Origin of the sequence: Streptomyces sp. P9-A4 (assembly GCF_036634195.1) — a bacterium.
GTDB lineage: Bacteria > Actinomycetota > Actinomycetes > Streptomycetales > Streptomycetaceae > Streptomyces.
The window spans coordinates 649,912-676,447 of the sequence record NZ_JAZIFY010000002.1; the positions used below are offsets into that span (position 1 = coordinate 649,912).

Genomic DNA, 26,536 nt, shown 5'->3' on the forward strand with positions numbered 1-26,536 from the left:
TTGGCCTCATGAACCCACCACGCTGGCTGAACGAGCGTGAGGCGGCTGTCTGGAAGCAGTACCGGGACCTGCAGCGCCGACTGCAAAGCGTCATGGACAGGCAACTCGCCCGCGACTCCACTCTGTCCGGGACCGAGTACGCGGTCCTCGTCCCCCTGTCCGAGTCGCCGGGCGACGTCCTGCGCGCCAGGGCGCTCCGGGCGCAGTTGGGCTGGGAGCGCAGCCGGCTGTCGCATCAGGTCAGCCGGATGGAGACGCGCGGTCTGGTCGTCCGCGAGCCGTGCGAGGACGATGCGCGTGGCTCGATGGTGCGCATGACCCCCCGGGGCCGGGACGCGCTCGAGGCCGCCGCACCGCGGCACGTCGAGACGGTCCGCCACTCTTTCTTCGACCCGCTCTCCCCCGACGAGGTCAACACCCTGGGCGTGCTCTTCGGCCGGCTTCTCGCCTCGCTCCCGCGCGACACGGACTGACCGCTCCCCCGTCCGCCCGCTCCCATGGCCGATCATGGCCCGGTGCTCGCACGGGCGGTGCGGCGCCGTACTCGATCACGCCGTCGGCAGACCCTACGCAACCCCGTTGCCTAGGCGACCTTCACCGACGCGAGTCGGCCGACTCGCTGCGAGTGTCCGTCGTGGCAGACCTACGCGAGGAGTCGGGATGAAGATCACCGTTGTCGGACGAGGGCACGTCGGGGGCGGACTGGCGGGCCTGTGGGAGAAGGCCGGCCACGAGGTGACCGGTCTCGGCCGCGACGGCGGAGACGCGGCCGGCGCCGACGTCCTGGTGGTCGCGGTACCGGGCCCGGCGATCGCCGAAGCACTGGCACGGGTGTCGGGGCTGGCCGGACAGGTGACCATCGACGCCTGCAACCTCTACGGGCCACGGGACGACTCCTTCCCGTCCCTGTCCCACCAGGTGAAGTCGATCGTCGGCGGACCGACCGCGAAGTCGTTCTCGACGAACTTCGCCGCGATGTACGACCGGATCGCGGCGCAGCGCGTACGCCCGAGCAACCTCTTCGCCGCCGAACCGGCCGCGCGGGAGACGACCGAACAACTCATCAGGCACGCCGGGCACGACCCGGTCTTCGTCGGCGACCTCGACCCCGGTGCCCGCCTGCTCGAAGACAGCTCGGCGCTGACCCGTGCGGTGGCCGGACAGATGGGCCCGTTCTTCTACCGCTACGGGTCCCCCGGCGAGCTCTGAGCCACCAGCCCCCCACTCCCCACGAAGGAACCCCATGCGCGAGAGCGATCCGAGCGACGCAGCCAAGGCGGTCGTCCGCCGCAACACCGAAGAGGTACAGGGCGGCGGTGACTTCGCCCTCTTCGACGAGCTGTTCGCCGACGACTTCCTCGACCACACGCCGCAGCCCGGCCGCACCGCCGACAAGGCGGGCGCGCGCGAGCTGTACCAGGTGCTCCGCGAAGCTTTCCCCGACTTTCGGCCCGTCATCCATTGGCAGTCCGCCGACGGCGACCTCGTCACCACGTACAAGACGTATCACGGCACCCACAAGGGCGAGTTCTTCGGGATCGCGCCCACCGGCAGGCTGATCAGCTTCGACACCGTGGACGCCATGAGGGTGCGTGACGGGAAGATCACCGAGCACTGGGGCGTCGCGAACCTGTTCTCGCTCATGCAGCAGCTCGGCGGCCTGCCCGCCATCGGGTAGCGGGCCCCGCCACCGGCCCGGACGGCCCTATGACCACGTCCGATCAGACGGTGTCCGCCGGCGCGTCGGTCGGCTTCGACGAAGGAGATGCCGCTGTGGACAGGCCTCGCGTCGGAGAGCAGCGAGCGTACGCGCGACCAGGCTCCGTCGGCACCGACGAGCAGGTCCGTGGTGACCGCCGTGCCGTCGGCGAACGTCACCTCATGTCGACCGGCACCGAGCGGCCGAGCGCCGGTGGTCATACGGCCCCAGCGAACGGTGGCCTCGGGTTCGGTGAGCTCGCCAAGTAGGCGGACAAACTCCAGCCGGAACTGGGTACCCTCGGGCGACATCTGTGAGGCGGCGAGGCCCTCGGCCGGGGACAGCACGGCGGCATCCGCGCCCATCCGCGATGCGCTCACATGGGCCAACAGCATGATGACCGCACGCGGCGCGGATGACACCGAGCCCGGTCAGGGCCCCGGAACCGGCGTGTGCAGCATGCCGTTGAGCAGCATCTGGACGCCCCGCTTCTGGCGTGTCCGCGGAGTTCCCGACAGCAGTCGGGAACCGAGCGCGGCCACGTGCGGAGTGCGATCCCCTGAGGCGTTCTCCAGGGCGTCGGCGAGCGTGCTCCAGTCCTCGTCCGCGTGGGGGGACGCCCGAGATAGCGGGAGGATCGCCGGAGAGGGGCTCGAAGCCGGAGGCGAGATCGTTGATGCACCGGCAGGTAGCAGACGCCTACTCCTGCTCCGCCGCCGAGAGGAGGTCATGGGCACGACGTTCCATCAAGACGGGAAGGTAGGTGCGCACGCGGGCGTAGCGGAGGTCCGCGTAGGCGGTGCGTACCGCGCCCCGGACGATGCGGGGATCCAGGCCGGGGAAGGCTTTCAGGAGTCGTTCGGTGACGTGGAGGAGGAGAGCGACGGCATCCTCGGTTTCCTCCGGCATCGGGGACAGCCTTCCTCCGTGCGACGGGACCTCCCCTCACTGTGACGCACCCCGCCCAGGTGGCAAGCCGGCGTTCGGTCGACTCAGGATCGTCCACCGGACTGGACAGCCTTCCCGGCACCCGGCGAGGCCGCCCACGTCACGCCGAGAGCTATACATCCGGTTCAGGCGACTGCTTGACATTGAAGTCAAACAGTCGCTTGACTTCAATCGTGAGGCCAGAAAAGACGGACCTTCGCCGTAGGGCCGGTCAGCGAACGCGCGACGACCTGTTGGCCGCCGCTCTCGAGCTGCTGGCACAACGGGGACAGGGCGGGGTGACCCTCCGCGAGATCACCCAGAACGCCGGAGCCAACGTCGCAGCGGTGAGCTACCACTTCGGATCACTGAAGGCGCTGTGCGACATGGCGATCGAGCATGCGCTGGACCAGTACCTTGACGCACAGATCCGGGAACTCGAAGCTCTGGCGGGGAGTGCGACCCTGAGCGAGCTGGCCGAAGCGTTCGCACGGCCGATGATGAGCGCGCTCGTAGCCGGGGGGCCGGCTCTGGCCGTGATGCGGACCGTGGCGCGAGTCGGGATCGATCCGCCGGAAGGGTGGGAGAGGCTGACGGGGAAGTTCGAGCAGGCCCGACGGCAGGCGCTGCGGGTACTGGCGGCCAACCTTCCCGAGGTCGACGAGCGGGAGCTTGTCTTCCGCACCCGCTGTGCCGCCGGCCTGCTGAACTGGCTCGCGCTGGCGCCGATCGGGACCGAGCTGGCCGCCGAGCCCTCCGAACGGGTCGAGCGCATGCTCATCCCAGTCGTGGCCGGCGCATTTCGGGGAGCCCCGTAGCCCCTGAGGCCACCGAGCAGAGCGCCGTGGCACGGCACGCGCAAGAATTCAATCATTTGCTTGACATGAGGTCGCCGCCACGAGCATCATTTCAATCAAGGGTTTGATCAGTCTCTCTCGAGTGGGAGGACATCGTGATCAGCGACGCGGAAGCCGTGGTCCGGGCGGCGTACGAAGCGGCCGAGGGCAGCGTCCTGGACGTGCAGGGCTTCATGGACCTGTTCGCCGAGGACGGCGTGTTCAACAACGTGGTCGCCGGCGAGAGCTACCGGGGTGAGCACCTGGGCGACCTGGTCGCCTTCATGGGAGCACTGGCCCCCGACGTACACCGTGAACTGCACCGCATCCACGTCATGGGCAACGTCGTCGCCGTCGAGCTGACCATCGAGGGCACCTTCACCGGCCCGTTCGAAACCCCCGCCGGCACCGTACGGCCGACCGGCGCCGGACTCGGCATCCCCACCGCCGACTTCTGGTACGTCGAGAACGGAAGGATCAAGGAATTCAACTGCTACGTCGGGCTCAGCGTCATGCTCGCCCAGCTCGGGGTACCGCCGGACTTCGCCGCCGCCGTCACGGCGTCCCCCGTCGTCCCGAGCTGACCTTCCAGGCAGCGCGTGTCCCTGAGATTCCGGGAACCGCAAGAAGGCAGGCAAGCCATGCTCACCATCGGCATCATCCTCGGCAGCACCCGGCCCCACCGCGTCGGAGACCAAGTGGCGCGATGGGTTCACGAGCACGCCTCACGCCGGACCGACGCCCGCTTCGAGCTGATCGACCTGCGCGACCATCCCCTCCCCCTTCTCGACGAGCCGTTGCCGCCGTCGCTCGGACGGTACGAGCACGAGCACACCCGGCGCTGGGCCGAGACCATCGCCGCGTATGACGGTTTCGTCATCGTCACCCCCGAGTACAACCACGGCATCCCCGGCGTACTGAAGAACGCCCTGGACTACCTCTACGCCGAGTGGAACAACAAGGCCCTCGGTCTCGTCTCTTACGGCGTCGCGGGCGGCGTGCGGTCCGCCGAGCAGCTGCGCCTGGTCGCCGCCGAGCTCCAGATGGCCGACGTGCGCCAGCAGGTCACGCTCTCGCTCCACACCGAATTCGAGAACTTCAGCGTGTTCAGGCCCGCCGACCACAACCTCCGTGCACTGGACACCACGCTCGACCAGGTCGTCGCCTGGACCACGGCGCTCGCACCCCTTCGGGCCACCGCAGCCGTCACGACATGAGCCTCTCGGCCAGGGACGTATCACCCCTCGGTTCACGGCCTGATGGGAAGGTCCGTCAGGCGTGTGCCGGTGGCGTTGAAGACCGCGTTCCCGATGGCGGCCGGGACTCCCACGATGGTGATCTCCCCCAGCCCCTTGACCCCGATGGGGTCCACCAGGGGGCACTCGGTGTCGATGAACGCGGCGTCCAGTTCGGGAACGTCGACGTTGACCGGGACCAGGTAGTCGGCCAGGCTCGCGTTGATGATCCGGCCGTCGCGGTGGTCCGTGACCGTGCCCTCAAGCAGGGCCATCCCGATCCCGCCCACCACACCTCCGATCGCTCCCCGTTGACGGTCAGCCCGACCGTCGACGTCGTCTCGGCTCCCGCCGGGACCAGGCCCGGGGCAACGCCGGACGCGGACCGGGGAACCGGCAGGGTCAGCCCCACGGCAGTCGTGGACACCACCAGGAATCGCCGTCGGCCCATGGCGAACGCCCAGGGCGGCGAGCTCTGTTCTCCCCTGCATCCGCTGATGAACGTGTCGTTCGCGCTCGAGGGCATCCTGTTCGCGACCGGCGTTGTGCTCCTGCCCCGCCTCGTCACAGGTCGCGCCCGGCGCGCCTTCATCGCCTTGGCCGTCGCGCATGGCGTGGCGATGGTGCTGGTCGGACTGTTCCACGGTGGCTGCTGTGGAGCGCTGTCACGGGCACCCTGCTCCTGGCCGGCCCCCTGCGCCGCACCTCGACGACGGAAAGCGTCCCGGCATGACCCCGGAGCCTACGCGCCCGCTGCGAGCGGACGCGGAACGGAACCGCCGGCTGATCATGCGGACAGCTGCCCGGCTGTACGCGCAGTGCGGGGCGACCGTCCCTCTCAACGAGATCGCGCGCGAGGCGGGCATCGGAGTCGGCACCGCCTACCGCCGCTTCCCCAACCTCCAGTCGCTGATCGACGCCCTGTTCACCGAACGGTTCACCACCTTCCTCGACCTGGCGTCGGCATCCGCCCGACAGCTCGACGCTGGACAGGCACTGCGCCACTACCTCATGGAGGCGGCGGCGCGGCGGGCCGGGGACCGGGCGATTGAGGTCGTCCTCGCCCACGCGAGTGTGGAGGCGGAACCGATCGCCCGCATGCGCGACGAGCTCGCCCGGCTCGTCGAGGGTCTGGCGGAACGGGCCGTCGCGAGCGGCGCGGCCCGTACGGACTTCGCTGCCGCCGACGTGTACGCCTTCCTGCACATGGTCGGCGCCGTGGCCGACCGCACATACGACATCGCCCCCGACGCCTGGCGCCGCTACGCCGAGGTCCTGCTGATCGGCTTCGGCCTGGCGCCGGGCCCCGGCGCACCTGTCCGCCATGACCGGCGGCCAGGTGCGCCGGACCTGGCCCAAGCCGATGAGCTGAGCAGGGGCCGGGGCACACCCCATCTCGCCGGACAGAGCTCGCGGGCCCACATCGGGTACCGGGGTCGACGTAGAGCGCCCGGGCCGCACGCGCTCCGTACCGGCCCGCGGTTCCGGCGCTTCGAGCAGAGCGCCTACGGCGTCCACGCGCAGGGGGACTTCGGCATCGGTGCCGACTTCGTGACGGATGCAGATGGGCCGCGTCCCGGCCCGCCGAGCCGCTACGGCGCAGGACGCGCCGCGTGGGGCACCGCTGCCGGAAGAGTGAGCGCCATCGCGAACCGTGGGCCGGGCGTCAGGGAGTCCAGGGTGCCGCCCATGGCCTCGGTCAGATCGCGGGCCAGTCGCAGGATCACGCTGTCCGTCGGTGGGCTCGCGGTCGTCATCGGCGCCGCACTGCCGGTCCCGGGTCCGGTCCCGTCCCCCACTCGTATCACCAGCCGACCGGACCGTACCTCGGCGGTCAGGCGGGCGGGCTCCTCGGGCGGGGTGCGGCGCAGGGCTTCCGCTGTCAACGCGGCCAGTACGCGGGTGAGCACCGCCGCGTCGGCGATCGCGTCGGGGAGGTGCTCCGGCAGGGTGCAGCGGATCCTGTCGCTGCCGGGGCCGAGGGTGTCCAGGACCGCGGTCAGCACCTCGTCGAGGTCGACCGGGCGCAGGTAGAGATCGAGGGACTCGGCGCGCAGGCGGCTGAGGTCGTCGAGGTCGGTGACGAGCTGAGCGGCACGACGCACCGATGACCGGGCCGTTTGGAGCAACCGGCCGTCCTCCTCGGCCGACGGCCGGGCGTTCGATGGGGCGGGATCCGAGAGACGCCGCAACGCCTCCTCCGCAGCATGCAACGGGGCCCGCAGATCACGGCTCGCCGCGAGAAGCAGCGAGGCCCGTGTGTGTGCTGCCTCGGCGCGAAGGCCGGTCTCGGCCGCCGCGACGGCGAGCCGCCCGTGCGCGTACGCCATGCCCAACTGAGCGGCGCACGCGCGGAGTACGAGTTGGTCGTCGCTGCTCATGCTGCGACCGCGCGCCGCCAGCGTCACTCCGTCGGGGGCGAAGCTGTCCACGGGCGTCTCGACATCCGCGTCGTACGGACGTTCCGGCGGGTTCTCTCCGGCGGCGGCGACGACGGACCAGCGCGGCTCAGCCGGGTGCTCGGTGTCTTCCTTCAGCAGACTGACGGCGTCCAGACCGAAGTCCTCCCTGACCTGTTCGAGAAGAGCCGGCAGGTCCTGGCCGCGTATGAGGGCGGTGGCCAGCCTGCTCAGTGCGCGTGCTTCGGATCTCGCACGAACCGCCTCGTACGTGCGGCGCGCGGCCGTCCCCGCGGCGGAGCCGACCACGATGGCCGTGACGCCGAAGACCAGCAGAGCGAGGACGTCCGAGGTGTGCTGCACGTTCAGGGAGTGCAGGGGCACGGTGAAGTAGTAGTCGGCGAGCAGTCCCGCCGCCACCGCGGAGATCAGGGCGGGTACCAGCCCGCCGACGAGGGCGACCACCACGACGGTCAGGAGGTAGAGCACAAGGACGAAGGCGAGGTCCACATGGCCGCGCAGAGCGACCAGCAACGAAGTGAGCGCCGGCAGCGCGATCGCGGCCAGCAGCACCGCGCCCCGGAAGCGCCGTGGTCCGGTGGCGTGTGTCGGGTGCGGCAACCGCAGGGGCGAGGACGGCCCGGCGGCTTCTTCGTGGGTCACGACGAGCACGTCGATCGGGCCCGAACGCCGGATCGTGCGGTGTCCCACGCTTCCGTACAGGAAGGTGGAGAGCCGTCCGCGCCGGCTGGCGCCCAGGACGATCTGGGTGACGTTCTCGGCCTCCGCGAACTGCAGCAGGGTCTCGGGGAGGTCGTCGCCGGTCGTCTGGTGGTAGCTGCCCCCCAATGACTCCACCAGCGCACGCTGGGCGGCGAGGGCGGCCGGGTCGGCGTGGACGAGTCCGTCGCTCGGCACGACGTGCAGGGCCAGGAGCTCGCTGCCCGGCGTACGGGCGGTGACCCGGGCCGCGCGGCGGATCAGGGTCTCGCCCTCCGGGCCGCCGGTCAGGGCGACCATGATGCGCTCGCGGGTCTCCCAGGGAGCGGTGATGCCGTGCTCGGCACGGTAGCGCTGAAGCCCTTCCTCCACACGGTCGGCGAGCCAGAGCAGGGCGAGTTCCCGCAGGGCCGTGAGGTTGCCGACGCGGAAGTAGTGGGTGAGGGCGGCCTCGATGCGGTCGGAGGGATAGATCTCTCCGTGCAGCATGCGGCGGCGCAGAAGCTCCGGTGGAAGGTCGACCACCTCGATCTGGTCAGCGCGGCGCGCGACCTCGTCGGGCAGGGTCTCGCGCTGCGGGACGCCGGTGATCTGCCGGACCACGTCGCCCAGCGATTCCAGGTGCTGGACGTTGAGGGTGGTGACGACGTCCGTCCCCGCCTCCAGCAGTTCCTCGACGTCCTGCCACCGCTTGGCGTGGCGCGAGCCCGGTACGTTCGTGTGGGCCAGCTCGTCGACCAGGGCGACCTGCGGGCGCCGGGCGAGCACCGCGTCCAGATCCATCTCGGTGAAGGCCGCCCTGCGGTGGGTCATGGTGCGCCGGGGGATCGTCTCAAGACCTTCGGCCATCTCGGCGGTCGGCCGGCGTCCGTGCGGCTCGACGAATCCGGCGACGACATCTGCACCGGTCGCGCGCAGCCGCTGCCCCTCCTCGAGCATGGTGTACGTCTTTCCCACGCCCGGGGCGGCCCCGAGGTAGATCCGCAATCGTCCTCGCGCCATCGGGGGCTCCTACCGATACGCCATGCCCACGCGCTCTCCCTCCATCATGCGCGCCCGGCCCCCGTCACGCTCCGACACCGGTGCGGACACCGACTACTTTGACGTGCTCCTGACTTCAGAACCGCATCCACGTGGCCCGCTCGGCCGGCCTGACCTGTGTCGAACCGCCTTCTGATGATCGACAGCCCCCCGGCCGGCCGGGGCGTCCACATCGACCGGGCCGAGATCAAGGACGTACAGCTGCCGGAGTCGCTGAAGCGGTCGATGTCGCGAAGACTCCGAGGGGCACCGCGACCGAGCAGCCCGACCCGGCGGCGGCCGGTTCGACGTCCTTGTCCTCGTGCCGGCTCACACGGGGCAGCCGTGGCGGGCCGTCGACGCGGCCGCGAAGCTGCCCAGCAACTCCTGGACGTCGGTGGGCCCGAGGTCCCGCCGGCCGTCCTTGCCGCCGGACGGGCGGATCAGTTTGACGTACGCGGTCCCGAGGGCGCCCTTGCAGGTGAGGGTGCGCGTGGTGTCGCCCTCGACGCTGCCGGGGTAGCGGCCGTCCAGGTACATCTCCTGTTCGGCGGAGGGTCCGTAGTAGGCGGTCAGCTCCGCGAGTGTCTTCTCTCCGCGCTTCAGCGCGCAGGCCTCGGTCAGCGCGCGGCCGGCCGGCTTCTCGGAGACCGCCGTGACGCCCAGCCGGGTCAAGGTCGCGGCGTTGACCGCGCCTTTGCAGGTCCCGCTAGCGCGGGCGGGCGGAACTTCGCGCCATTCGCTCAGGTCCACCTCGGACGGGCGTGTGCCGAGCGCTCCTTCGCAGTGGAAGCGGCCTGCCGTGTTCCGGGCCGTCTCCGTAGCGAGCCGGGCGACTTGGAGGAGTTGCTCCTGCGTCAGGTCCTCGACTTCGGCCATGGCCTCGGTCAGCACGAGGAGGCCCTTGCCGGGCAGCGCGGCGCAGTCGACGAGGACCGCCGCCTCGGGCCGGCGCCGGCCGACGAACGAACCGTTCCACCCGTACCCGACGGGCGTCGCGGAGGCCTCCCCCGCCGCTCCGCTGGCCCGGTGAGCGGCGGCGGGGCGGATCTGCAGCCTCAGCGTGGGCCCCGAGTCCTGGCCGCGCGCCGTGACCGAGCACCACTCCGTGTCGTATCCGACCCATTCACCGGTGTGCCCGCGCGCTTCCAGCTCGGCACCGGCGAAGAACGTCCGGGCCTCGTCGACGGCCAGCGACCCCCGGCAGCTGTCCCCCAGGTCGTCGCCGGACGCCGTGTCCCCGGCGAGTCCGAACCAGACCGCGCCGCCGGCCGCCGCCACCGCCAGAACGGCGGCGAGCACCTTCACCCTGACCGTGCGCGTCTTCCCACGCGAGTGCTCGGATTCGATCACCGCACTCCCCCTTTCCTGTCCGCCCGGACGGACTCACCACTCCCCCGCGCCGAGCTCCTTCTTTCCTTCGCGATCACCACGGTAGGCAACTGATCCAAAAGGCACCACGATTGATCATCCAGCCCTTCGGTTCCCTACCGAGTGGTCATGTCGGCTCGGTCGTCGCGTCGGGGTGGAAGGGCGGGGCGCCGTCCTCCATGCGGAGGCTGATGGTCATGGTGAGACCGCCGCCGGGGGTGTCCTCCGCCGTGACCGTGCCTCCCATGGCCTCGACGAAGCCGCGGGCGACCGCGAGGCCGAGGCCCACGCCCGCTCCGCGTGGGGCGTCACCGTAGCGCTGGAAGGCGCCGAAGATGCGGTCCTTGGCCTCGTCGGGGACGCCCGGGCCTCGGTCGACGACGCGGAGTTCGACGCGCTCGGCGATCGCGCTGGCAGCGACGAGGACCGGTGTGCCGGCGGGGCTGTACTTCACCGCGTTCTCGACGATGTTGGCGACGGCCCGCTCCAGCAGGCCCCGGTCGACGACGACCATGGGGAGGGTCTCGGGGATGTCGAGCTCGACGCTGTCGTCGGGCACGCCCACGAGCGCCATCGGGACGACCTCGTCGAGGTCGGTCTGCCGGAGCACGGCGGTCACGGTCCCGGTCTCCAGGCGCGAGACGTCCAGGAGGTTCCCGACGAGGTGGTCGAGCCGGTCGGCGCCCTCCTCGACGTTCGCGAGCAGGTCGGCGCGGTCCTCCTCCGACCAGTCGACGTCGTCCGAACGCAGCGAGGAGACGGACGCCTTGATGCCGGCCAGCGGGGTGCGCAGGTCGTGGCTGACGGCGGCGAGGAGAGAAGTGCGGATCTTGTTGCCCTCGGCGATCCGGCGGGCCTCCTCCGCCTCGTCGACCAGGCGCTGCCGGTCGAGCACGACCGCGGCCTGGGCGGCGAACGCGCCGAGCACACGCCGGTCCTCGGCGGGCAGGACGCGGCCGGTCAGGGCGAGCGCCAGGTGGTCGCCGACCGGCATGTCGACGTCGGCGTCCTCGGGGCGGCCGACCGGGCGGCCGGGGCCGACGACGGCGACGCAGGCCCACGGCTCGGTGTCGTCGCGGCGCTCCAGGAGCGCGACGGACTCCATGGCGAAGGTCTCCCGGAGACGTTCGAGCAGGGCGTCCAGGCCGGTCTCGCCACGCAGCACGCTGCCCGCGAGGAAGGAGAGCGTCTCCGCCTCCGCACGCAGACGTGCGGCCTGGTGGGTGCGGCGGGCGGCCAGGTCGACCACGGAGGCGACGGAGATCGCCACGCCCACGAAGATCACCAGGGCGACCACGTTCTTCGGGTCGGCGATCGTGAGTTCGTGGATCGGAGGGGTGAAGTAGTAGTTGAGCAGCAGCGATCCCACGGCCGCCGAGGCCAGGGCCGGGCGCAGGCCACCGAGGAGCGCGGCGGCGACGGTGAGGGCGAGGAAGAGCAGGACGTCGTTCGCCAGGCCCATGTCGGGGAGGGCACCGCTGAGCAGCAGGGTGAGCAGCACAGGTCCGGCGAGGCCGACGAGCCAGCCCCAGATGGTGCGGGACCGCCCCAGTTTCGCGCGGCGGGCGACCGGCAGACCTCGGCCCTTGGCCGCCTCGTCGTGGGTGACGATGTGGACGTCGAGGTCGGGCCCCGACTCGCGGGCGACGGTGGCGCTGACGCCGGGGCTGAAGGCGTACTGCCAGGAGCGGCGGCGACTGACACCGAGGACGATCTGGGTGGCGTTGACCCCGCGGGCGAACTCCAGGAGTCCGGTGGAGATGTCGTCGCCCACGACGTGGTGGAAGGTCCCGCCCAGGTCCTCGACCAGGGTCCGCTGGACCGCCAGCTCCTTCGGGGACGCCGAGGTGAGTCCGTCGCTGCGGGCGATGTAGACGGCCAGGACCTCGCCGCCCGCGCCCTTCTCGGCGAGCCGGACGGCGCGGCGGATGAGGGTGCGTCCCTCGGGTCCGCCGGTCAGACCCACCACGATCCGTTCCCGGGAGCCCCAGATCTTCGAGACACGGTGTTCGGTGCGGTACTCCTGGAGGTACTCGTCGACCCGGTCGGCCGTCCACAGCAGCGCCAGCTCGCGCAGGGCGGTCAGGTTGCCGGGGCGGAAGTAGTTGGACAGGGCCGCGTCGACCTTGTCCGGCTTGTAGACGTTGCCGTGGGCCATGCGGCGGCGCAGCGCCTGCGGCGACATGTCCACCAGTTCTATCTGGTCGGCGCGGCGTACCACCTCGTCCGGGACGGTCTCCCGCTGCCTCACCCCGGTGATCGACTCGACGACGTCGCCGAGCGACTCCAGGTGCTGGATGTTGACCGTGGAGATGACGTCGATGCCGGCCGCGAGAAGCTCCTCGACGTCCTGCCAGCGCTTGGCGTTCCGTGAGCCGGGGATGTTGGTGTGGGCCAGCTCGTCCACGAGCACGACGGCGGGCTTCCTGGCGAGGACCGCGTCCACGTCCATCTCGGTGAAGACCGTGTCCCGGTACGCGATCTCCTTGCGCGGCATCGTCTCCAGGCCGTGCAGCATCACCTCCGTACGCGGCCGGCTGTGGTGCTCGACGAAGGCGACGACGCAGTCGGTGCCGCGCTCCACCCGCCGGTGGGCCTCCGAGAGCATCGAGTACGTCTTGCCGACGCCCGGTGCCGCGCCGAGGTAGATTCGAAGCTTTCCGCGTCCCATGGTGTCGTTTCTCGTCGATGTCGGACAGAGCGTGTGCGGGCGAGGCGTCACGCCTCGAAGCGGTATCCCATGCCGGGCTCGGTGATCAGATACCGGGGGTGTGAGGGGTCCGCCTCCAGTTTGCGGCGCAGCTGAGCCATGTAGACACGCAGGTAGTTGGTCTTCCTGCTGTAGCTCGGTCCCCACACCTCCTTCAGGAGATGCTGCTGGCTGATGAGGACGCCGGGGTTGCAGATGAGGATTTCCAGCAGGTGCCACTCGGTCGGGGTGAGCCGGATATCGCGGTCACCGCGCCGGACCTTCTTCCCCACGAGATCGACCGTGAATTCGTCGGTGGTGACCAGGGCGGCGGCCACCACTCCGGTGCTCTGCCGCGCGTGCGCGGGCGACCCCTCGATCCGGCGGGTGGCCGCCCTCAGCCGTGCGAGCAGTTCGTCCATGCTGAACGGCTTCGTCATGTAGTCGTCCGCACCCGCGTCCAGCGCGCGGATCTTGTCCTCGGACCCGCTGCGGGCCGAGAGCACGAGCACCGGTGCCCGGTTCCAGCCGTGCAGCGCCCGGATGAGGTCGATGCCGTCCATGTCGGGCAGCCCGAGGTCCAGGAGGATCACGTCCGGTTGCTCGGTGGCCGCGAGCCGGAGCGCGGTGGCGGCGTCGTAGGCCGCGTCCACGTCGTACTTGCGCGCTTTGAGGTTGATCATCAGAGCACGCGCGAGCTGCGCGTCGTCCTCGACGACCAGGACCCGGGTCATCGGTGTACTGCCTTTCGTCGTGAGCATGGCGTCGGATGCGGCGTCGGGAGCCGGCGGCCGGGGCGTCCCGGACCGCCGGCTCCCGTGCGTCGGGCGTAAGGCCATCAGCCCTTGGCCGCCGCGAGGTTCTTCAGCGCGATGTTGAGCTGGAGGACGTTGACCCGGGGTTCGCCGATGAAGCCGAGGATGCGGCCGTCGGTGTGGTCGGCGACCAGCTTCTCGACCTGCTTGACGTCGAGGCCGTTCTTCTCCGCGACGCGGTGGACCTGGAGCTTCGCGTACTCCGGGGAGATGTGCGGGTCGAGACCCGAGCCGGAGGAGGTGACCGCATCGGGCGGCACGTCGGAGGGCTTCACCTTGTAGTCGGCGGTGGAGTTGTCCTTGACGACGGCTGCCTTGGCGTCCGTCACCCACTTGATCAGGTCGGCGTTGTCGCCCGATCGGTTCGTGGCGCCGGACAGGATGATCGAGTACTGGGTGTTGACGCTGTTGCTGCCCAGGCCGTTGGACGGACGCGGCTGGAACCACTTCAGGTCGGGGACCACCGCCTCCTCGGCGTCGTCCGGGTTCTTCTTCGGCAGGTTGTAGTTCTGGCCGATGAGTTCGGAGCCGACGACCTTGCCGCTGCCGTCCTTGACCTCGGAGCCGTTCGCCCGGCCGGGGAAGGCGACTTGGGCGATTCCGGTGACGGCCAGCGGGTAGAGCACGCCCGTCACCACGGTGAGGACGAGGAGGGCGCGGAGTCCGGCCCAGAGCAACCGTCCTGCGTTTCCTGCGGAGTTGTTCATGGTGGTCAGCCGATTCCGGGGATGAGGGAGAGGAGCAGGTCGATGATCTTGATGCCGATGAACGGGGCGATCAGGCCGCCGAGTCCATAGAGGCCGAGGTTGCGGCGGAGCATCGAGTCGGCGCTGGAGGGCCGGTAACGGACGCCCTTCAGGGCGAGCGGGACCAGGGCGATGATGATCAGCGCGTTGAAGATGACGGCGGACAGGATCGCGGACTCCGGCGAGGCCAGACCCATGATGTTGAGCTTGTCCAGCGACGGGTAGGCCACCGCGAACATGGCCGGGATGATCGCGAAGTACTTCGCGACGTCGTTGGCGATGGAGAAGGTGGTCAGCGCGCCTCGGGTGATGAGGAGTTGCTTGCCGATCTCGACGATCTCGATGAGCTTGGTCGGGTTGGAGTCGAGGTCGACCATGTTGCCGGCCTCCTTCGCGGCCGACGTGCCCGTGTTCATCGCGACACCGACATCGGCCTGGGCGAGGGCGGGGGCGTCGTTGGTGCCGTCACCGGTCATCGCGACCAGCTTTCCGCCGGCCTGCTCCCGCTTGATCAGCGCCATCTTGTCCTCGGGCGTCGCCTCCGCGAGGAAGTCGTCGACACCCGCCTCCTCGGCGATGGCCTTCGCGGTCAGCGGGTTGTCACCCGTGATCATGATCGTCTTGATGCCCATGCGGCGCAGTTCGTCGAACCGCTCCCGCATACCCTCCTTGACGACGTCCTTCAGGTGGATGACGCCAAGGACCCGGGCGCCCCTGTCGTCCTTGACGGCCACGAGCAGCGGGGTGCCACCGGCCTGGGAGATGGCGTCGGTCAGCTCCCGGGCGTCCGGGGCGACCGTGCCGCCCTGCTCCTCGACCCAGGCGATGACCGAGCCGGTCGCGCCCTTACGGGTCTGCTTGCCGTCCACGTCCACGCCGGACATGCGGGTCTGGGCGGTGAACTCGATCCAGGTGGCGTGCGCCAGTTCGCCCTGGTGGCGTTCGCGCAGCCCGTACTTCTCCTTGGCGAGGACGACGATCGAGCGGCCCTCGGGTGTCTCGTCGGCCAGCGAGGACAACTGGGCGGCATCCGCCAGTTCGGCCTCGGTGGTGCCCTTGACCGGGACGAACTCGGCGGCCTGGCGGTTGCCCAGCGTGATGGTGCCGGTCTTGTCCAGGAGCAGCGTGGAGACGTCGCCCGCGGCCTCGACCGCGCGGCCCGACATCGCCAGGACGTTGCGCTGGACCAGGCGGTCCATGCCCGCGATGCCGATCGCGGAGAGCAGCGCGCCGATCGTCGTCGGGATCAGGCAGACGAGCAGGGCCGTCAGCACGATCATGGACGTCTGCTTGTCGGCGCCCGCGTAGATCGCGAAGGGCTTGAGGGTGACGACGGCCAGCAGGAAGACGATGGTGAGGGATGCCAGCAGGATGTTGAGGGCGATCTCGTTAGGGGTCTTCTGTCGGGACGCGCCCTCGACGAGGTTGATCATCCGGTCGATGAACGTCTCGCCCGGCTTCGTCGTGATCTTGATGACGATCCGGTCGGACAGCACCTTCGTACCGCCGGTGACGGCCGAGCGGTCGCCGCCGGACTCGCGGATGACCGGGGCGGACTCACCCGTGATGGCGGACTCGTCCACGCTGGCGACGCCGTCGACGACGTCTCCGTCGCCGGGGATGATGTCGCCGGCCTCGCAGACCACCAGGTCACCGATGCGGAGCTCGGTGCCGGGGACCCGCTCCTCGTTACCGCCGATGAGGCGGCGGGCGACGGTGTCGGTCTTGGCCTTGCGCAGGGTGTCGGCCTGCGCCTTACCGCGGCCCTCGGCGACGGCTTCGGCGAGGTTGGCGAAGATCGTGGTGAGCCACAGCCAGGCGGTGATCGCCCAGCCGAACCAGTCCCCCGGGTTCTTGATCGCGAGCCCGGTGGTGACCACCGAGCCGACCAGGACCACGAACATCACAGGCGACTTGACCATCACGCGGGGGTCGAGCTTCCTGATCGCGTCCGGGAAGGACTTGACCAGCTGCTTCGGGTCGAACAGACCGCCGCCGACGCGGCCGGGGGCCTGGTGCCCGCCGGACAGGTCGCCGTGCGGCGCCTTGGTCGTCGTGGCGGTAGACGGCTGGTTCACAGCGTCCTCTTGCTTCTCTCCGTCGATGTTCATGCCGCGAGCCCTTCGGCGAGCGGGCCCAGCGCGAGGGCCGGGAAGTAGGTGAGACCGGTGATGATCAGGATCGTGCCGACCAACAGGCCCGTGAACAGCGGCTTCTCGGTACGCAGCGTGCCCGCGGTCTCAGGAACGGGCGCCTGCTCGGCAAGGGATCCGGCCAGCGCGAGCACGAACACCATCGGCAGGAACCGGCCCACCAGCATCGCGATGCCGATCGTCGTGTTGAACCACTGCGTGTCCGCGTTCAGGCCCGCGAAGGCGGAGCCGTTGTTGTTGGCACCCGAGGTGTAGGCGTAGAGGATCTCGGAGAAACCGTGCGCGCCCGAGTTGGTCATCGAGTTCGCGGGCGTGGGCAGGGCCATCGCCACGGCGGTGAAGCACAGCACCAGCGCCGGCGTGACCAGGATGTAGAGCGCGGCGAACTTGATCTCCCGCGTGCCGATCTTCTTGCCCAGGTACTCCGGGGTGCGGCCGACCATCAGCCCGGCGATGAACACCGCGATGATCGCCATGATCAGCATGCCGTAGAGGCCGGAGCCGACACCGCCGGGTGCGATCTCACCGAGCTGCATGCCCAGCAGGTCGATGCCGCCGCCGAAGCCGGTGTTGGAGGAGTGGAAGGAGTTCACCGCGCCGGTCGAGGTCAGGGTGGTGGCGACCGAGAAGATCGCGGAGCCGCTGATCCCGAACCGGGTCTCCTTGCCCTCCATCGCCCCGCCGGCCAGCTCGAACGCCGGGCCCTTGCCCGCGAACTCCGTCCACAGCATCAGACCCGTGAACACGAGCCAGATGGTGGCCATGGTGGCGAGGATCGCGTAGCCCTGCTTGATCGAGCCGACCATGCGGCCGAAGGTCCGCGTCAGCGCGAACGGGATGACCAGGATCAGGTAGATCTCGAAGAGGTTGGAGAGCCCGTTGGGGTTCTCGAAGGGGTGGGCCGAGTTGGCGTTGAAGTAACCGCCGCCGTTCGTGCCCAGCTCCTTGATGACCTCCTGCGAGGCCACCGCCCCGCCGTTCCACTGCTGAGTGCCGCCCGAGAACTGGCCGACCTCGTGGATGCCGGAGAAGTTCTGGATCGCGCCGCAGGCGACCAGGACGAGAGCGCCGATCACCGCGATCGGCAGGAGGATCCGTACGACACCGCGGACCAGGTCGGCCCAGAAGTTGCCCAGCTCCCCCGTACGCGAACGGGCGAAACCACGTACCAGCGCCACCGCGACGGCGATGCCCACGGCAGCCGAGACGAAGTTCTGCACCGCGAGGCCGCCGGTCTGCACGACGTGGCCCATGGCCTGCTCGCCGTAGTACGACTGCCAGTTGGTGTTCGCCACGAACGACGCCGCCGTGTTGAACGCCTGGTCCGGGTCGATCGACACGAAGCCGAGCGAGCCGGGCAGCGAACCCTGAAGCCGCTGCAGCAGGTAGAGGAAGAGGACGCTCACCGCGGAGAAGGCGAGCACCCCGCGCAGGTAGGCGGGCCAGCGCATCTCGACGTTCGGGTTCGCACCGATCGCCTTGTAGATCCACTTCTCGGGCTTGAGGTGCTTCTCCGAGGAGTACACCTTGGCCATGTGGTCACCGAGCGGCCGGTAGGAGAGACCGAGAGCGACGACGAGGGCGAGGAGCTGGAGGATTCCAGCCAGGACGGGACTCATATCCGTACTCAGAACCTCTCCGGCTTGACGAGGGCGAGGACGAGATAAGCCAGCAGGCCGATGGCGACCACCAGACCGACGATGTTCTCGACAGTCACAGCTTTGCCACCCCCTTGGCGACGAAAGCCACCAGCGCGAAGATCGCGATCGTGGTGACGACGAAGGCCAGGTCGGCCATCGTGAGCTCCCGGATGTGTGTGGATGAGACGAGCGGTCCGTCGGACCTGTTTGAGGAAAGCGCATTTCAGCCACGACACCGTCGCCGTTGACGTCCCCCTAACGTGTACTGCTGCCGTCTTTACACATCCCGTACGTGCCTTCGTCCTGGGTCAGTCCGTTTCCTCTCCGACCGGCGCCTTCAGCAGTCGGTTCAGCTCCTTCCCGGCATCGTCGTACCCGGCGTCCGAGATCCGTTGCGGCTCGCGCAGGTCGCCGGTCGCAACGGCGCACCGCGTGAGCAGGAGCCCGGCTCGCACGGATCCCTCGCAACCACCCGACTCCGTCGGCTCACCGGGCCGCCGTCGTGGCTCCGTCGATGCCACTCGTCTCCAGCGGTGCGCAGGGCAGGCTGAGGACCATGGTCAGGCCGCCGCCCGGGGTCTCCTCCGGGGAGAGTGTGCCGCCCATGGCCTCCGTCAGGCCTCGGGACAGTGCGAGGCCGAGCCCGACGCCCGTGGTGTTGTCGGTGTCGCCGAGGCGCTGGAAGGGCTCGAAGGCCCGTTCCTGGACGTCGGGGGGCAAGCCTGGGCCCCGGTCGACGATCCTCAGTTCCACCCGGCCGGCCAAGGTGCTGGCGGTGATCAGGACCGGGTGCTCGGGCGGGGCGAAGCGGGTGGCATTGGCGACCAGGTTGGCCACGACCCTTTCGAGGAGGGGCGGATCGGCGAGGACCGCGGGGGTGTCCTCCAGGCTGCCGACCGTCGGCGGCCGGGAGCCGGGCGGCAGGGTGCCGAGGGCCGAGGGGATGACCTCCTCCAGGGCGGTGGGCCGCAGTGACAGGGAGAGGGCGCCCGCCTGGAGGCGGCTCATGTCGAGGAGGTTGTCGATGAGGTGGGCCAGTCGGGCCATGGAGGTGTCGGCGGTGTCGAGGAGTTCCTGCCGTTCGTCCTCGGTGAAGTCGACGTCGGGGCTGCGCAGCGAGGCGACGGCGGCCCAGCCGCTGGCGAGCGGTGTGCGCAGGTCGTGGCTGACTGCGGCGAGGAGCGCGGTGCGCATGCGGTCCGCGGCCCGTACGGGTTCCACCTCGGCGGCGGCCTCGGCGAGCCGGTCGCGCTCGACGGCGGCGGAGACGTGGGCGGCGAAGGCGGCGAGGACGCGGCGGTCGGAGGAGGACAGGAGCCGGCCGCGCAGGACGAGGTGCAGGCCGCCGTCGACGGCGACCCCGGTGGTGTCCATGCCGTCGTCCGGTCCCGCCTCCCGGACGGCGGCGAGTTCGGCCGAGTCCATGAGCTCGGCCGACGCCATCCCGAAGGCCTCCTTGGCCCGGCTGAGCAGGGCGGAGATCGCCTCCTCGCCACGGACGATGGAGCCCGCGAGCGAGGACAGGGTTTCAGCCTCGGCGGTCGCACGCGCGGCCCTGCGGGAGAGGCGTAGGGACCGGTCGGCGGCCGCGGCGACGACACCCGCGACGACGGCGAAGACGACGAGGGCGAGGACGTTGTCGGGGTCCTGGAAGCTGAACTGCCCGATGGGCGGTATGAACCAGTAGTTGAGCAGCAGGGAGGCGGTGCACGCGGCGACGAGCGCGGAGGCCACACCGCCGATGCACGCGACGCCCACCACGGCGAGGAGGAAGAGCAGCGCCTCGCTGGTGAGGTTGAGCGTGCCGCGGGCGCGGTCGAGCAGCAGGGTCAGCAGGACGGGGAGGACCAGTCCGGCGACGGGTCCGGCGACGAGCCGGGAGGTCGGCAGGGTACGGCGCCTGGAGGGCAGAAGGCGTCCCCGCCCGGCCCGCTCGTGGGTGACCATGTGGACGTCGATGTCACCGGAGAGCGCGACGATCGTCTCGCCGATGCCCGGCCCCGTGAGGAACCGTTCCAGCCGCCCGCGCCGGCTGGTGCCGACGACGAGCTGGGTGGCGTTCTCCGCACGGGCGAAGTCGATCAGAGCCGTGCGCACGTCCTCGCCCACGACCGTGTGGTAGCTGCCGCCCAGGTCTTCGACGAGCCGGCGTTGGCGGCCGAGGGCGGCGGCCGAGGCGCCCGCGGCCAGGGCGTCGCTGCGTGCCACGTACATGGCGAGGAGTTCGCCGTGGGCGGTGCGGGCGGCGATGCGGGCGGCCCGGCGGATCAGGGTCTCCCCCTCGGGCCCGCCGGTGAGCGCCACGACGACCCGCTCGCGGGTCTCCCAGACTCCGCCGATGCGGTGCTCCGACCGGTAGGCGCGCAAGGCGTCGTCCACGCGGTCGGCGACCCACAGCAGGGCGAGTTCGCGCAGAGCGGTGAGGTTGCCGATACGGAAGTAGCGGGCGAGAGCGGCGTCGACCTCACCGGGCGGGAGTATGTCGCCGTGGGCCATCCGGCGGCGCAGTGCCTCGGGCGCCACGTCGACGAGTTCGATCTGGTCCGCGCTGCGCACGACCGTGTCGGGGACGGTCTCACCACCGGGCAGTTCCGTGATCCGCTCGACGACGTCGCTGAGCGATTCGAGGTGCTGGATGTCCAGAGTGGTGACGACGTCCATGCCTGCGGCGAGAAGTTCGGCCACGTCCTGCCAGCGCCGTTCGTTGCGGCAGCCAGGGGCGTTGGCGTGGGCGAGGTCGTCGACGAGGACGACCTCGGGGCGGCGGCGCAGCACCGCGTCCAGGTCGAGCTCCCGGCCCCGGGGCGCGATCCGTTCGAGCCCTTCGAGCAAGGTCTTGGTGTACGGCCTCCCGTGGCACTCCACGAGCCCGGCCACCACGTCCGTACCGCGCGCTGCCCTGCGGCGGCCCTCGTCGAGCATCCGGCAGGTCTTGCCCGCGCCACGGGCGGCCCCGAGGTAGACCTTGAGCCGGCCGTGGCGGCCATGGGCCGCCTCGGCGGGGTGGCGGGCGTTCAAAACTTCTCAGGTTTGATGAAGGCGGCCACCAGGTAGCCGACCAGCGAGACCGCGACGATCAGGCCGACGATGTTCTCGACGCTCATGTTCCAGACTGCCCCTTCGACTGCGCGGCATTTCCTCGGAGGTGTGCTCGTGTCGCACGCACCCTTCGGAGGAAACGTCTCTCGCCGGCTCCTGCGCAGACACTTTGACGGCTCTCTGGCGTGCCGGGCCGTGATGCTGACAGGCTCTTGACGCGATCCCTACGGGCGTTGTCCGCGGTCCGAACACACCTTCCGGCAGGCCGAGAGGTGCGTTGTCCGCGGTCCGAACGCACCTTCCGGCAGGCGGAGAGGTCGAGAACGGGCCGGGGTGCCGTTCCAGGAGTGCGTGTCAGAACTCCCGGGACACCCCGGCCCGTGGTCGGCCCGGCCGTGACCCCCCTCTGGGTCACGGGCCGGGCGGGGCCCCCTGGCCGGACGGCCGTCGCATGGCGTTGGGCTTCAGTCGGGGCCCCGCCCCCCGGCTGTGCCCGGCACCGGCGCTGATGGTCACGCGCCTGCCGAGCTCGCGGTCGTCCGTCCCCCCGTGCCGGTCAGTCTTGATCGGACAGCCGTCGAAATCGATCGCCGTTGACGCGACGCTGACGCGCCGCACGTGGTTCCTGACACCGTCTTGACAGACGGGAGGCCGGGCGCAAAGAAGCCGTCAGCACCCGGGGCGGGACCGTCAGAGAGGCGTCAACGGGGCCCGGCACCAGCCGAATCGGGGACTAGATTCGTCAACCGCCGCTCACCGCCGAGGACGTCAGTGGCTCGACCATCCTCGACGAAGGCCGCTCGGCGCATGCCTCCCATCCGCATGCGCCGAGCCGGGCCGGCGTCCTGCCGACCGCCGTACATCTTCGGGTGTTCGGCAGGACGCCGCCCCCTCTCCTTCCCGTTCCTCCGTCCGCTCGTCCATCCGGCGCACCCGGCACTGCCGGTGCGTCCTGCCGGTCCAGCCGTCGCCCGCCGTCCCGGGCGGCGGCTCCTTCATGAAGGTCCTGACTCCATGAATCCCGCCGCTCCAGTCCAGCAGGCGCCTTCCTTCCCGCCCACCGCACATCCACCACGGCGTAGACGCAGCGTGGAGGGCGGGTTGCTCGACCCCGCCCAGATGCTCAGCTCGTTCCCCGACGCGCTCCGCAAACTGCATCCACGGCATCTGATCCGCAATCCGGTGCTGTTCGTCGTCGGGGTCGGCTCGGTCCTCACCACCCTGTCCGCGGTCGTCAACCCGTCCGTGTTCACCTGGGTGATCAGCGCCTGGCTGTGGCTGACGGTCGTCTTCGCCAACCTGGCCGAGGCGGTCGCCGAAGGGCGAGGCCGGGCACAGGCCGAGTCGCTGCGAAGGGCCCGTACGGACACGGTCGCACTGCGGTTGAGGCACTGGCGGTACGGGACCGATCTCGACCGGGCGGAGACGGAGGCCGTGGCCGCCACGGATCTGAAGATGTTCGACTTCGTGCTCGTCGAGGCGGGTGAGCTGATCCCGGCCGACGGCGATGTGGTCGACGGGGTCGCGGCGGTCGACGAGTCCGCCGTCACCGGCGAATCGGCCCCGGTCATCAGGGAGTCGGGCAGCGACCGGACGGGAGTGACGGGCGGTACGACGGTGCTGTCGGACCGGATCGTCGTACGGGTCACCTCGCGCCCCGGCCACTCCTTCATGGACCGGATGATCGCCCTGGTCGAAGGTGCCTCCCGGCAGAAGACGCCGAACGAGATCGCCCTGAACATCCTGCTCGCCGCACTCACCGTCGTCTTCGTCCTGGTCGTGGTCGCCGTGCAGCCCATGGCCACGTACGCGGGCGCCGCTCCCTCCACCACCGTCCTCGTCGCCCTGCTCGTGACGCTCATCCCGACGACGATCGGCGCGCTCCTCTCGGCCATCGGCATCGCAGGCATGGACCGGCTCGTACAGCGCAACGTCCTCGCCATGTCGGGACGGGCGGTCGAGGCCGCCGGAGACATCACCACGCTCCTCCTCGACAAGACGGGGACCATCACCCTGGGGAACCGTGAGGCCGCGGACTTCGTCCCGCTACCGGGCGTCGAGGAGGCCATGCTCGCGAACGCCGCGCAACTCTCCTCGCTCGCCGACGAGACTCCAGAAGGCCGCTCGGTGGTCGTACTCGCGAAGGAGCGGTTCGGGCTGCGGGCCCCGGCCGAGGGCGAGCTCGCGAACGCCCGGTTCGTGGAGTTCAGCGCGCAGACCCGGATGAGCGGCATCGACCTGCGCTGGGACAACGGCGCTGTCTGCCACATCCGCAAGGGGGCGACGGCGCAGGTCCTCGCCTGGGTGGAGATGTACGGCGGTACGGTGCCGGGCGAGGCGCGTACCTGGAGCGACCGGATCGCGGCGGCCGGCGGCACCCCGCTGCTGGTCGCCGTCCACGACTGGGACGGCCCCCGCGTCCTCGGGATCGTCCACCTCAAGGACGTGGTGAAGGACGGCATCAAGGAGCGCTTCGCGGAGCTGCGCCGCATGGGCATCCGTACGGTGATGATCACCGGCGACAACCCGCTGACCGCACGCGCCATCGCTCACGAGGCGGGCGTGGACGACTTCCTCGCCGAGGCCACCCCCGAGGACAAGCTCGCCCTCATCAAGAAGGAGCAGGAGGGCGGGAAGCTGGTCGCGATGACCGGCGACGGCACCAACGACGCCCCCGCCCTCGCCCAGGCCGACGTCGGCGTGGCGATGAACACGGGCACGTCGGCAGCGAAGGAGGCCGGCAACATGGTCGACCTCGACTCCAACCCGACCAAGCTCATCGAGATCGTTCAGATCGGCAAGCAACTCCTCATCACACGAGGCGCGTTGACGACCTTCTCGATCACGAACGACGTGGCGAAGTACTTCGCCATCATCCCCGCGATGTTCACCGGCGCCTACCCGGGCCTCGAAGCGCTCAACATCATGGGCCTCCACAGCCCCACCTCGGCGATCACCTCCGCGATCATCTTCAACGCCCTGATCATCGTGGCGCTCATTCCGCTCGCGCTGCGCGGCGTCCGCTACACGCCGGCGTCCGCACACGACCTGCTGCGCCGCAATCTGCTGCTGTACGGCCTCGGCGGCCTGGTCCTGCCGTTCGTCGGCATCAAGGCCATCGACCTGCTCGTGTCGATGATTCCGGGACTCGGGTGAATCCCCGTCAGGGCACCATCCTCGGCGCCGCGTTCGAGCGCCTGCACCCCTGGGACCGCATGCTCTACGCGCACCAGGCGACCGGTGCTCCGCCGCGCCTGCCGCGCGCGGTGACGGTACGGCGGCTCCGTTCCGAGGACGGCCCGGCACTCGCCGCCATGGACCCCTCCATGAGCTGGATCCACGCCACGTGGGGCGGCCCCTCGGGCCTCGCCTCCTCCGGGCAGGGCTGGGCGGCCTTCCGCAAGGGCCGTGTCCTGGCGCTGGCCTGCACACGCTTCGCGGGAAGCCGGTACGAGGACGTCGCCTGCGCCACCGCTCCCTCCGAGCGACGCCGGCACCTCGCCCTCGCCTGCGTCCAGGGCCTGACCGACGACGTCATCGCCCGGGGCAGAACCGCCACCTGGAGCTGCTCCCGCGCCCATCGCGCCAGCCGCCTCCTGGCCTGGACCGCCGGCTTTCGCCTCGTCCGCGAGTACGTCCACCACACGACCAGGCCCGTGGCTGTCAGCAACCCGTCAATTCTGCGGGCGGCTGCGTGAACGGGGCGTAGCGTTCGGCGGGCCGGGCGGGCCGTGGGCCTAGCGTGAGCACCATGAAGCCGCTCCGTCGTTTCGCCCGTCCCGTACCGGGCGTCCCCGGCGACATCCTGTCCGACGTGGGATGGCCGGGAGAGGCCCGGTCCGCCGTGGGGCTGGCCGTCCTGCTGCTGGCGGCGTCGCTGACCGTCGACGCCGGCACACACGGCCTGACGTGGCTGCGCACCGCGGGATTGATCGGCTTCGCGTCGGGGCTCCTGGTGATCCTGCTTCCCGCGCGGGTCACCGCCACACCGGACCTGCTGATCGTACGGGGTCTGTGGGTGACCAGGACGGTCCGCACCGACCGGCTCTCGGCGATCGCCTGGCCGCCCGGAGGCACCTCGCAGCGCGTCATCCTGAGGGATGCGGAGGGCGGGCGAGCCGAGGTCGACCTGCGGGTCCTGTCCGCCAACCCGGCGCTCTGGCTCCGGCTCGAGGCCGGCGCCCGGGCCTCCTCGCAGCGCGGCACGCTGAACCACGACACCAGCGATCTGGCCCGGCTCTCCCTCTACATCCACCGTGAGACGGCGCGGTCGGTCCTCAAGGTGTCAGGGATGGGCTAGGGTCTGTCTCTTCGATCACGAGCGGAGCCAGATGGTGATGGCTGCGAACGTCACGGTGCCGAGGAAGACATGGCCGCGCTTGTCGTATCGCGTTGCCACACCTCGAAAGCCCTTGAGCTTGTTGATCGCTCGCTCCACGACGTTGCGCTTCTTGTACCGCTCCTTGTCGAAGCCGGGAGGCCGACCGCCGTGCGAGCCGCGCTTGACGCGGTTCGTCGCCTGGTCGGCCTTCTCCGGGATCACGTGCCGGATACCCCGCTTGCGCAGGTAGGCCCGGGTCCGGCGGTTGCTGTACGCCTTATCGGCACTGACGCTGTCCGGTCGCCTGCGGGGCCCAGGCTCTCACCTGCCGCACCACCTCCGCCAGGTGGCCAGCCAGGCCCTTCCACGCCGGATCGATCTGGCGTTCCACCACCGCTGCCCCCTTAAGGACACGGGCGGAGGCGCTGTGCGAGCCCCGGCGGCGTGCTGATGGGCGCGCATCACCGTGGAATCGACCGAGATGTCCCAGTCGATGGTGCCCTCGGCGTCCGCGACGGCCTGCACCTGCTGGAGAAGCCGCTCCCAGGTCCCGTCGGCCGACCACTGCACATGCCTCTTGTGCACGGTTTTCCACGGACCGAACCGCTCTGGCAGATCACGCCACTGCACGCCGGTCCGCACCCGATGCAGGACCCCGTTGATCACCTGCCGGTGGTCCCGCCATCTGCCACAGCGTCCGTTGATCACCGGCAGGAGCGGCGCCAGCCGCTCCCACTCACTGTCGGTCAGATCCCCGCGGCCAGTCATATCGAGCCAACGAGTCAGATGATCGGAGAGGCATGGTTCGGGGCAGGGCCAGTGGCACCCCAAAACGACAGGGGCTGCGCAGAAAAGGAGTTCTTGATAAACAATCTGCGACCGCGGCGACCACGCCGTGCGCGACCTGCCCGCACCTGGATGCGTCA

At 70.2% G+C, this 26,536-nt stretch carries 21 protein-coding genes and 4 pseudogenes; 11 read left to right on the forward strand and 14 right to left on the reverse strand.

Annotation, left to right across the window (positions count from 1 at the left end; translation table 11 throughout):
• Positions 1-8: 8 nt before the first annotated feature.
• From V4Y03_RS33590 to V4Y03_RS33600, 3 genes are all read left to right on the forward strand, one after another.
• On the forward strand, positions 9-473 hold the full coding sequence (locus V4Y03_RS33590; RefSeq protein ID WP_332437719.1) for a MarR family winged helix-turn-helix transcriptional regulator: 465 nt from the start codon (positions 9-11) through the stop codon (positions 471-473).
• A 187-nt stretch (positions 474-660) separates the two neighbouring features.
• On the forward strand, positions 661-1,209 hold the full coding sequence (locus tag V4Y03_RS33595; protein WP_332437720.1) for a dinucleotide-binding protein: 549 nt from the start codon (positions 661-663) through the stop codon (positions 1,207-1,209).
• Positions 1,210-1,243: 34 nt separating this feature from the next.
• Positions 1,244-1,678 (forward strand): ester cyclase, encoded by a 435-nt coding sequence (locus V4Y03_RS33600; RefSeq protein ID WP_332437721.1) that lies wholly within the window; start codon positions 1,244-1,246, stop codon positions 1,676-1,678.
• A 68-nt stretch (positions 1,679-1,746) separates the two neighbouring features.
• On the opposite strand, the pseudogene V4Y03_RS33605 reads toward V4Y03_RS33600, so the two are convergent.
• Together V4Y03_RS33605 and V4Y03_RS33610 are read right to left on the reverse strand one after the other, a co-directional pair.
• Positions 1,747-1,968, reverse strand: a pseudogene (locus tag V4Y03_RS33605) (FAD-dependent oxidoreductase); the annotation flags it as partial.
• Positions 1,969-2,398: 430 nt separating this feature from the next.
• Entirely contained in the window at positions 2,399-2,608 is a 210-nt protein-coding gene (locus V4Y03_RS33610; protein WP_332437722.1) for a three-helix bundle dimerization domain-containing protein, read from the reverse strand.
• Positions 2,609-2,820: 212 nt separating this feature from the next.
• On the opposite strand from V4Y03_RS33610, the gene V4Y03_RS33615 reads away from it, so the two are divergent.
• The 3 genes from V4Y03_RS33615 to V4Y03_RS33625 all read left to right on the forward strand — a co-directional run bounded on the left by V4Y03_RS33615 (position 2,821) and on the right by V4Y03_RS33625 (position 4,679).
• Entirely contained in the window at positions 2,821-3,444 is a 624-nt protein-coding gene (locus V4Y03_RS33615) for a TetR/AcrR family transcriptional regulator (protein ID WP_332437723.1), read from the forward strand.
• 134 nt (positions 3,445-3,578) lie between these two features.
• Positions 3,579-4,046: an ester cyclase gene (locus V4Y03_RS33620; RefSeq protein ID WP_332437724.1), complete on the forward strand. Its 468-nt coding sequence runs from the start codon at positions 3,579-3,581 to the stop codon at positions 4,044-4,046.
• A 57-nt stretch (positions 4,047-4,103) separates the two neighbouring features.
• On the forward strand, positions 4,104-4,679 hold the full coding sequence (locus V4Y03_RS33625) for an NADPH-dependent FMN reductase (RefSeq protein WP_332437725.1): 576 nt from the start codon (positions 4,104-4,106) through the stop codon (positions 4,677-4,679).
• Between the two features lie 32 nt (positions 4,680-4,711).
• On the opposite strand, the gene V4Y03_RS34055 is transcribed toward V4Y03_RS33625, so the two are convergent.
• Positions 4,712-5,308 carry a molybdopterin cofactor-binding domain-containing protein gene (locus V4Y03_RS34055; protein ID WP_443079921.1) on the reverse strand — a complete coding sequence of 199 codons (597 nt, stop codon included), beginning with the start codon at positions 5,306-5,308 and terminating at the stop codon, positions 4,712-4,714.
• 178 nt (positions 5,309-5,486) lie between these two features.
• On the opposite strand from V4Y03_RS34055, the pseudogene V4Y03_RS33635 reads away from it, so the two are divergent.
• A pseudogene (locus V4Y03_RS33635) lies at positions 5,487-5,561 on the forward strand (TetR/AcrR family transcriptional regulator); the annotation flags it as partial.
• Between the two features lie 728 nt (positions 5,562-6,289).
• Here the strand turns inward: V4Y03_RS33635 and V4Y03_RS33640 are convergent.
• On the reverse strand, positions 6,290-8,818 hold the full coding sequence (locus V4Y03_RS33640; protein ID WP_332437726.1) for a sensor histidine kinase: 2,529 nt from the start codon (positions 8,816-8,818) through the stop codon (positions 6,290-6,292).
• A gap of 171 nt (positions 8,819-8,989) precedes the next feature.
• Between V4Y03_RS33640 and V4Y03_RS33645 the strand changes: the two are divergent.
• Positions 8,990-9,125, forward strand: a pseudogene (locus V4Y03_RS33645) (slipin family protein); the annotation flags it as partial.
• Positions 9,126-9,166: 41 nt separating this feature from the next.
• On the opposite strand, the gene V4Y03_RS33650 reads toward V4Y03_RS33645, so the two are convergent.
• From V4Y03_RS33650 to kdpF (V4Y03_RS33690), 9 genes are all read right to left on the reverse strand, one after another.
• Complete coding sequence (locus V4Y03_RS33650) at positions 9,167-10,189, reverse strand: hypothetical protein (protein WP_332437727.1); 1,023 nt, start codon at positions 10,187-10,189, stop codon at positions 9,167-9,169.
• Between the two features lie 145 nt (positions 10,190-10,334).
• Positions 10,335-12,878, reverse strand: a complete 2,544-nt coding sequence (locus V4Y03_RS33655) for a sensor histidine kinase KdpD (RefSeq protein ID WP_332437728.1) — start codon at positions 12,876-12,878, stop codon at positions 10,335-10,337.
• 47 nt (positions 12,879-12,925) lie between these two features.
• Positions 12,926-13,630 (reverse strand): response regulator, encoded by a 705-nt coding sequence (locus V4Y03_RS33660; RefSeq protein ID WP_332437729.1) that lies wholly within the window; start codon positions 13,628-13,630, stop codon positions 12,926-12,928.
• A gap of 104 nt (positions 13,631-13,734) precedes the next feature.
• Positions 13,735-14,418, reverse strand: coding sequence for a potassium-transporting ATPase subunit C (locus V4Y03_RS33665; RefSeq protein ID WP_332437730.1), 684 nt, complete (start codon positions 14,416-14,418; stop codon positions 13,735-13,737).
• 5 nt (positions 14,419-14,423) lie between these two features.
• Positions 14,424-16,568 carry a potassium-transporting ATPase subunit KdpB gene (gene kdpB, locus V4Y03_RS33670; RefSeq protein WP_332437731.1) on the reverse strand — a complete coding sequence of 715 codons (2,145 nt, stop codon included), beginning with the start codon at positions 16,566-16,568 and terminating at the stop codon, positions 14,424-14,426.
• On the reverse strand, positions 16,565-18,229 hold the full coding sequence (gene kdpA, locus V4Y03_RS33675) for a potassium-transporting ATPase subunit KdpA (RefSeq protein ID WP_332437732.1): 1,665 nt from the start codon (positions 18,227-18,229) through the stop codon (positions 16,565-16,567). The genes kdpB (V4Y03_RS33670) and kdpA overlap by 4 nt, the downstream gene beginning before the upstream one ends.
• 8 nt (positions 18,230-18,237) lie before the next feature.
• Entirely contained in the window at positions 18,238-18,327 is a 90-nt protein-coding gene (gene kdpF / locus V4Y03_RS33680) for a K(+)-transporting ATPase subunit F (protein ID WP_317873036.1), read from the reverse strand.
• A 409-nt stretch (positions 18,328-18,736) separates the two neighbouring features.
• Entirely contained in the window at positions 18,737-21,268 is a 2,532-nt protein-coding gene (locus V4Y03_RS33685; protein WP_317873034.1) for an ATP-binding protein, read from the reverse strand.
• Positions 21,265-21,354 carry a K(+)-transporting ATPase subunit F gene (gene kdpF, locus V4Y03_RS33690; protein ID WP_317873033.1) on the reverse strand — a complete coding sequence of 30 codons (90 nt, stop codon included), beginning with the start codon at positions 21,352-21,354 and terminating at the stop codon, positions 21,265-21,267. Before kdpF (V4Y03_RS33690) ends, V4Y03_RS33685 begins: the two co-directional genes overlap by 4 nt.
• Before the next feature lie 949 nt (positions 21,355-22,303).
• Here kdpF (V4Y03_RS33690) and kdpB (V4Y03_RS33695) point away from each other — a divergent pair.
• The 3 genes from kdpB (V4Y03_RS33695) to V4Y03_RS33705 are packed head-to-tail and all read left to right on the forward strand — an operon-like array spanning position 22,304 to position 25,589.
• Positions 22,304-24,445: a potassium-transporting ATPase subunit KdpB gene (kdpB, locus tag V4Y03_RS33695; protein WP_443079914.1), complete on the forward strand. Its 2,142-nt coding sequence runs from the start codon at positions 22,304-22,306 to the stop codon at positions 24,443-24,445.
• Complete coding sequence (locus V4Y03_RS33700) at positions 24,442-24,987, forward strand: GNAT family N-acetyltransferase (RefSeq protein ID WP_332437733.1); 546 nt, start codon at positions 24,442-24,444, stop codon at positions 24,985-24,987. Before kdpB (V4Y03_RS33695) ends, V4Y03_RS33700 begins: the two co-directional genes overlap by 4 nt.
• Positions 24,988-25,040: 53 nt before the next feature.
• Positions 25,041-25,589 carry a hypothetical protein gene (locus V4Y03_RS33705; protein ID WP_332437734.1) on the forward strand — a complete coding sequence of 183 codons (549 nt, stop codon included), beginning with the start codon at positions 25,041-25,043 and terminating at the stop codon, positions 25,587-25,589.
• 15 nt (positions 25,590-25,604) lie between these two features.
• On the opposite strand, the pseudogene V4Y03_RS33710 reads toward V4Y03_RS33705, so the two are convergent.
• Positions 25,605-26,378, reverse strand: a pseudogene (locus V4Y03_RS33710) (IS5 family transposase).
• Positions 26,379-26,536 lie beyond the last annotated feature (158 nt).

Excerpts from the sequence above, each read along its gene's own strand:
- V4Y03_RS33590 (WP_332437719.1), top strand. The coding sequence starts at position 9 with ATGAACCCACCACGCTGGCTGAACGAGCGTGAGGCGGCTGTCTGGAAG.
- V4Y03_RS33595 (WP_332437720.1), top strand. The coding sequence starts at position 661 with ATGAAGATCACCGTTGTCGGACGAGGGCACGTCGGGGGCGGACTGGCG.
- V4Y03_RS33600 (WP_332437721.1), top strand. The coding sequence starts at position 1,244 with ATGCGCGAGAGCGATCCGAGCGACGCAGCCAAGGCGGTCGTCCGCCGC.
- V4Y03_RS33610 (WP_332437722.1), bottom strand. The coding sequence starts at position 2,608 with ATGCCGGAGGAAACCGAGGATGCCGTCGCTCTCCTCCTCCACGTCACC.
- V4Y03_RS33625 (WP_332437725.1), top strand. The coding sequence starts at position 4,104 with ATGCTCACCATCGGCATCATCCTCGGCAGCACCCGGCCCCACCGCGTC.
- V4Y03_RS34055 (WP_443079921.1), bottom strand. The coding sequence starts at position 5,308 with ATGCGCGACGGCCAAGGCGATGAAGGCGCGCCGGGCGCGACCTGTGAC.
- V4Y03_RS33640 (WP_332437726.1), bottom strand. The coding sequence starts at position 8,818 with ATGGCGCGAGGACGATTGCGGATCTACCTCGGGGCCGCCCCGGGCGTG.
- V4Y03_RS33655 (WP_332437728.1), bottom strand. The coding sequence starts at position 12,878 with ATGGGACGCGGAAAGCTTCGAATCTACCTCGGCGCGGCACCGGGCGTC.
- V4Y03_RS33660 (WP_332437729.1), bottom strand. The coding sequence starts at position 13,630 with ATGACCCGGGTCCTGGTCGTCGAGGACGACGCGCAGCTCGCGCGTGCT.
- V4Y03_RS33665 (WP_332437730.1), bottom strand. The coding sequence starts at position 14,418 with ATGAACAACTCCGCAGGAAACGCAGGACGGTTGCTCTGGGCCGGACTC.
- kdpB (WP_332437731.1), bottom strand. The coding sequence starts at position 16,568 with ATGAACATCGACGGAGAGAAGCAAGAGGACGCTGTGAACCAGCCGTCT.
- kdpA (WP_332437732.1), bottom strand. The coding sequence starts at position 18,229 with ATGAGTCCCGTCCTGGCTGGAATCCTCCAGCTCCTCGCCCTCGTCGTC.
- kdpF (WP_317873033.1), bottom strand. The coding sequence starts at position 21,354 with ATGAGCGTCGAGAACATCGTCGGCCTGATCGTCGCGGTCTCGCTGGTC.
- kdpB (WP_443079914.1), top strand. The coding sequence starts at position 22,304 with ATGAATCCCGCCGCTCCAGTCCAGCAGGCGCCTTCCTTCCCGCCCACC.
- V4Y03_RS33705 (WP_332437734.1), top strand. The coding sequence starts at position 25,041 with ATGAAGCCGCTCCGTCGTTTCGCCCGTCCCGTACCGGGCGTCCCCGGC.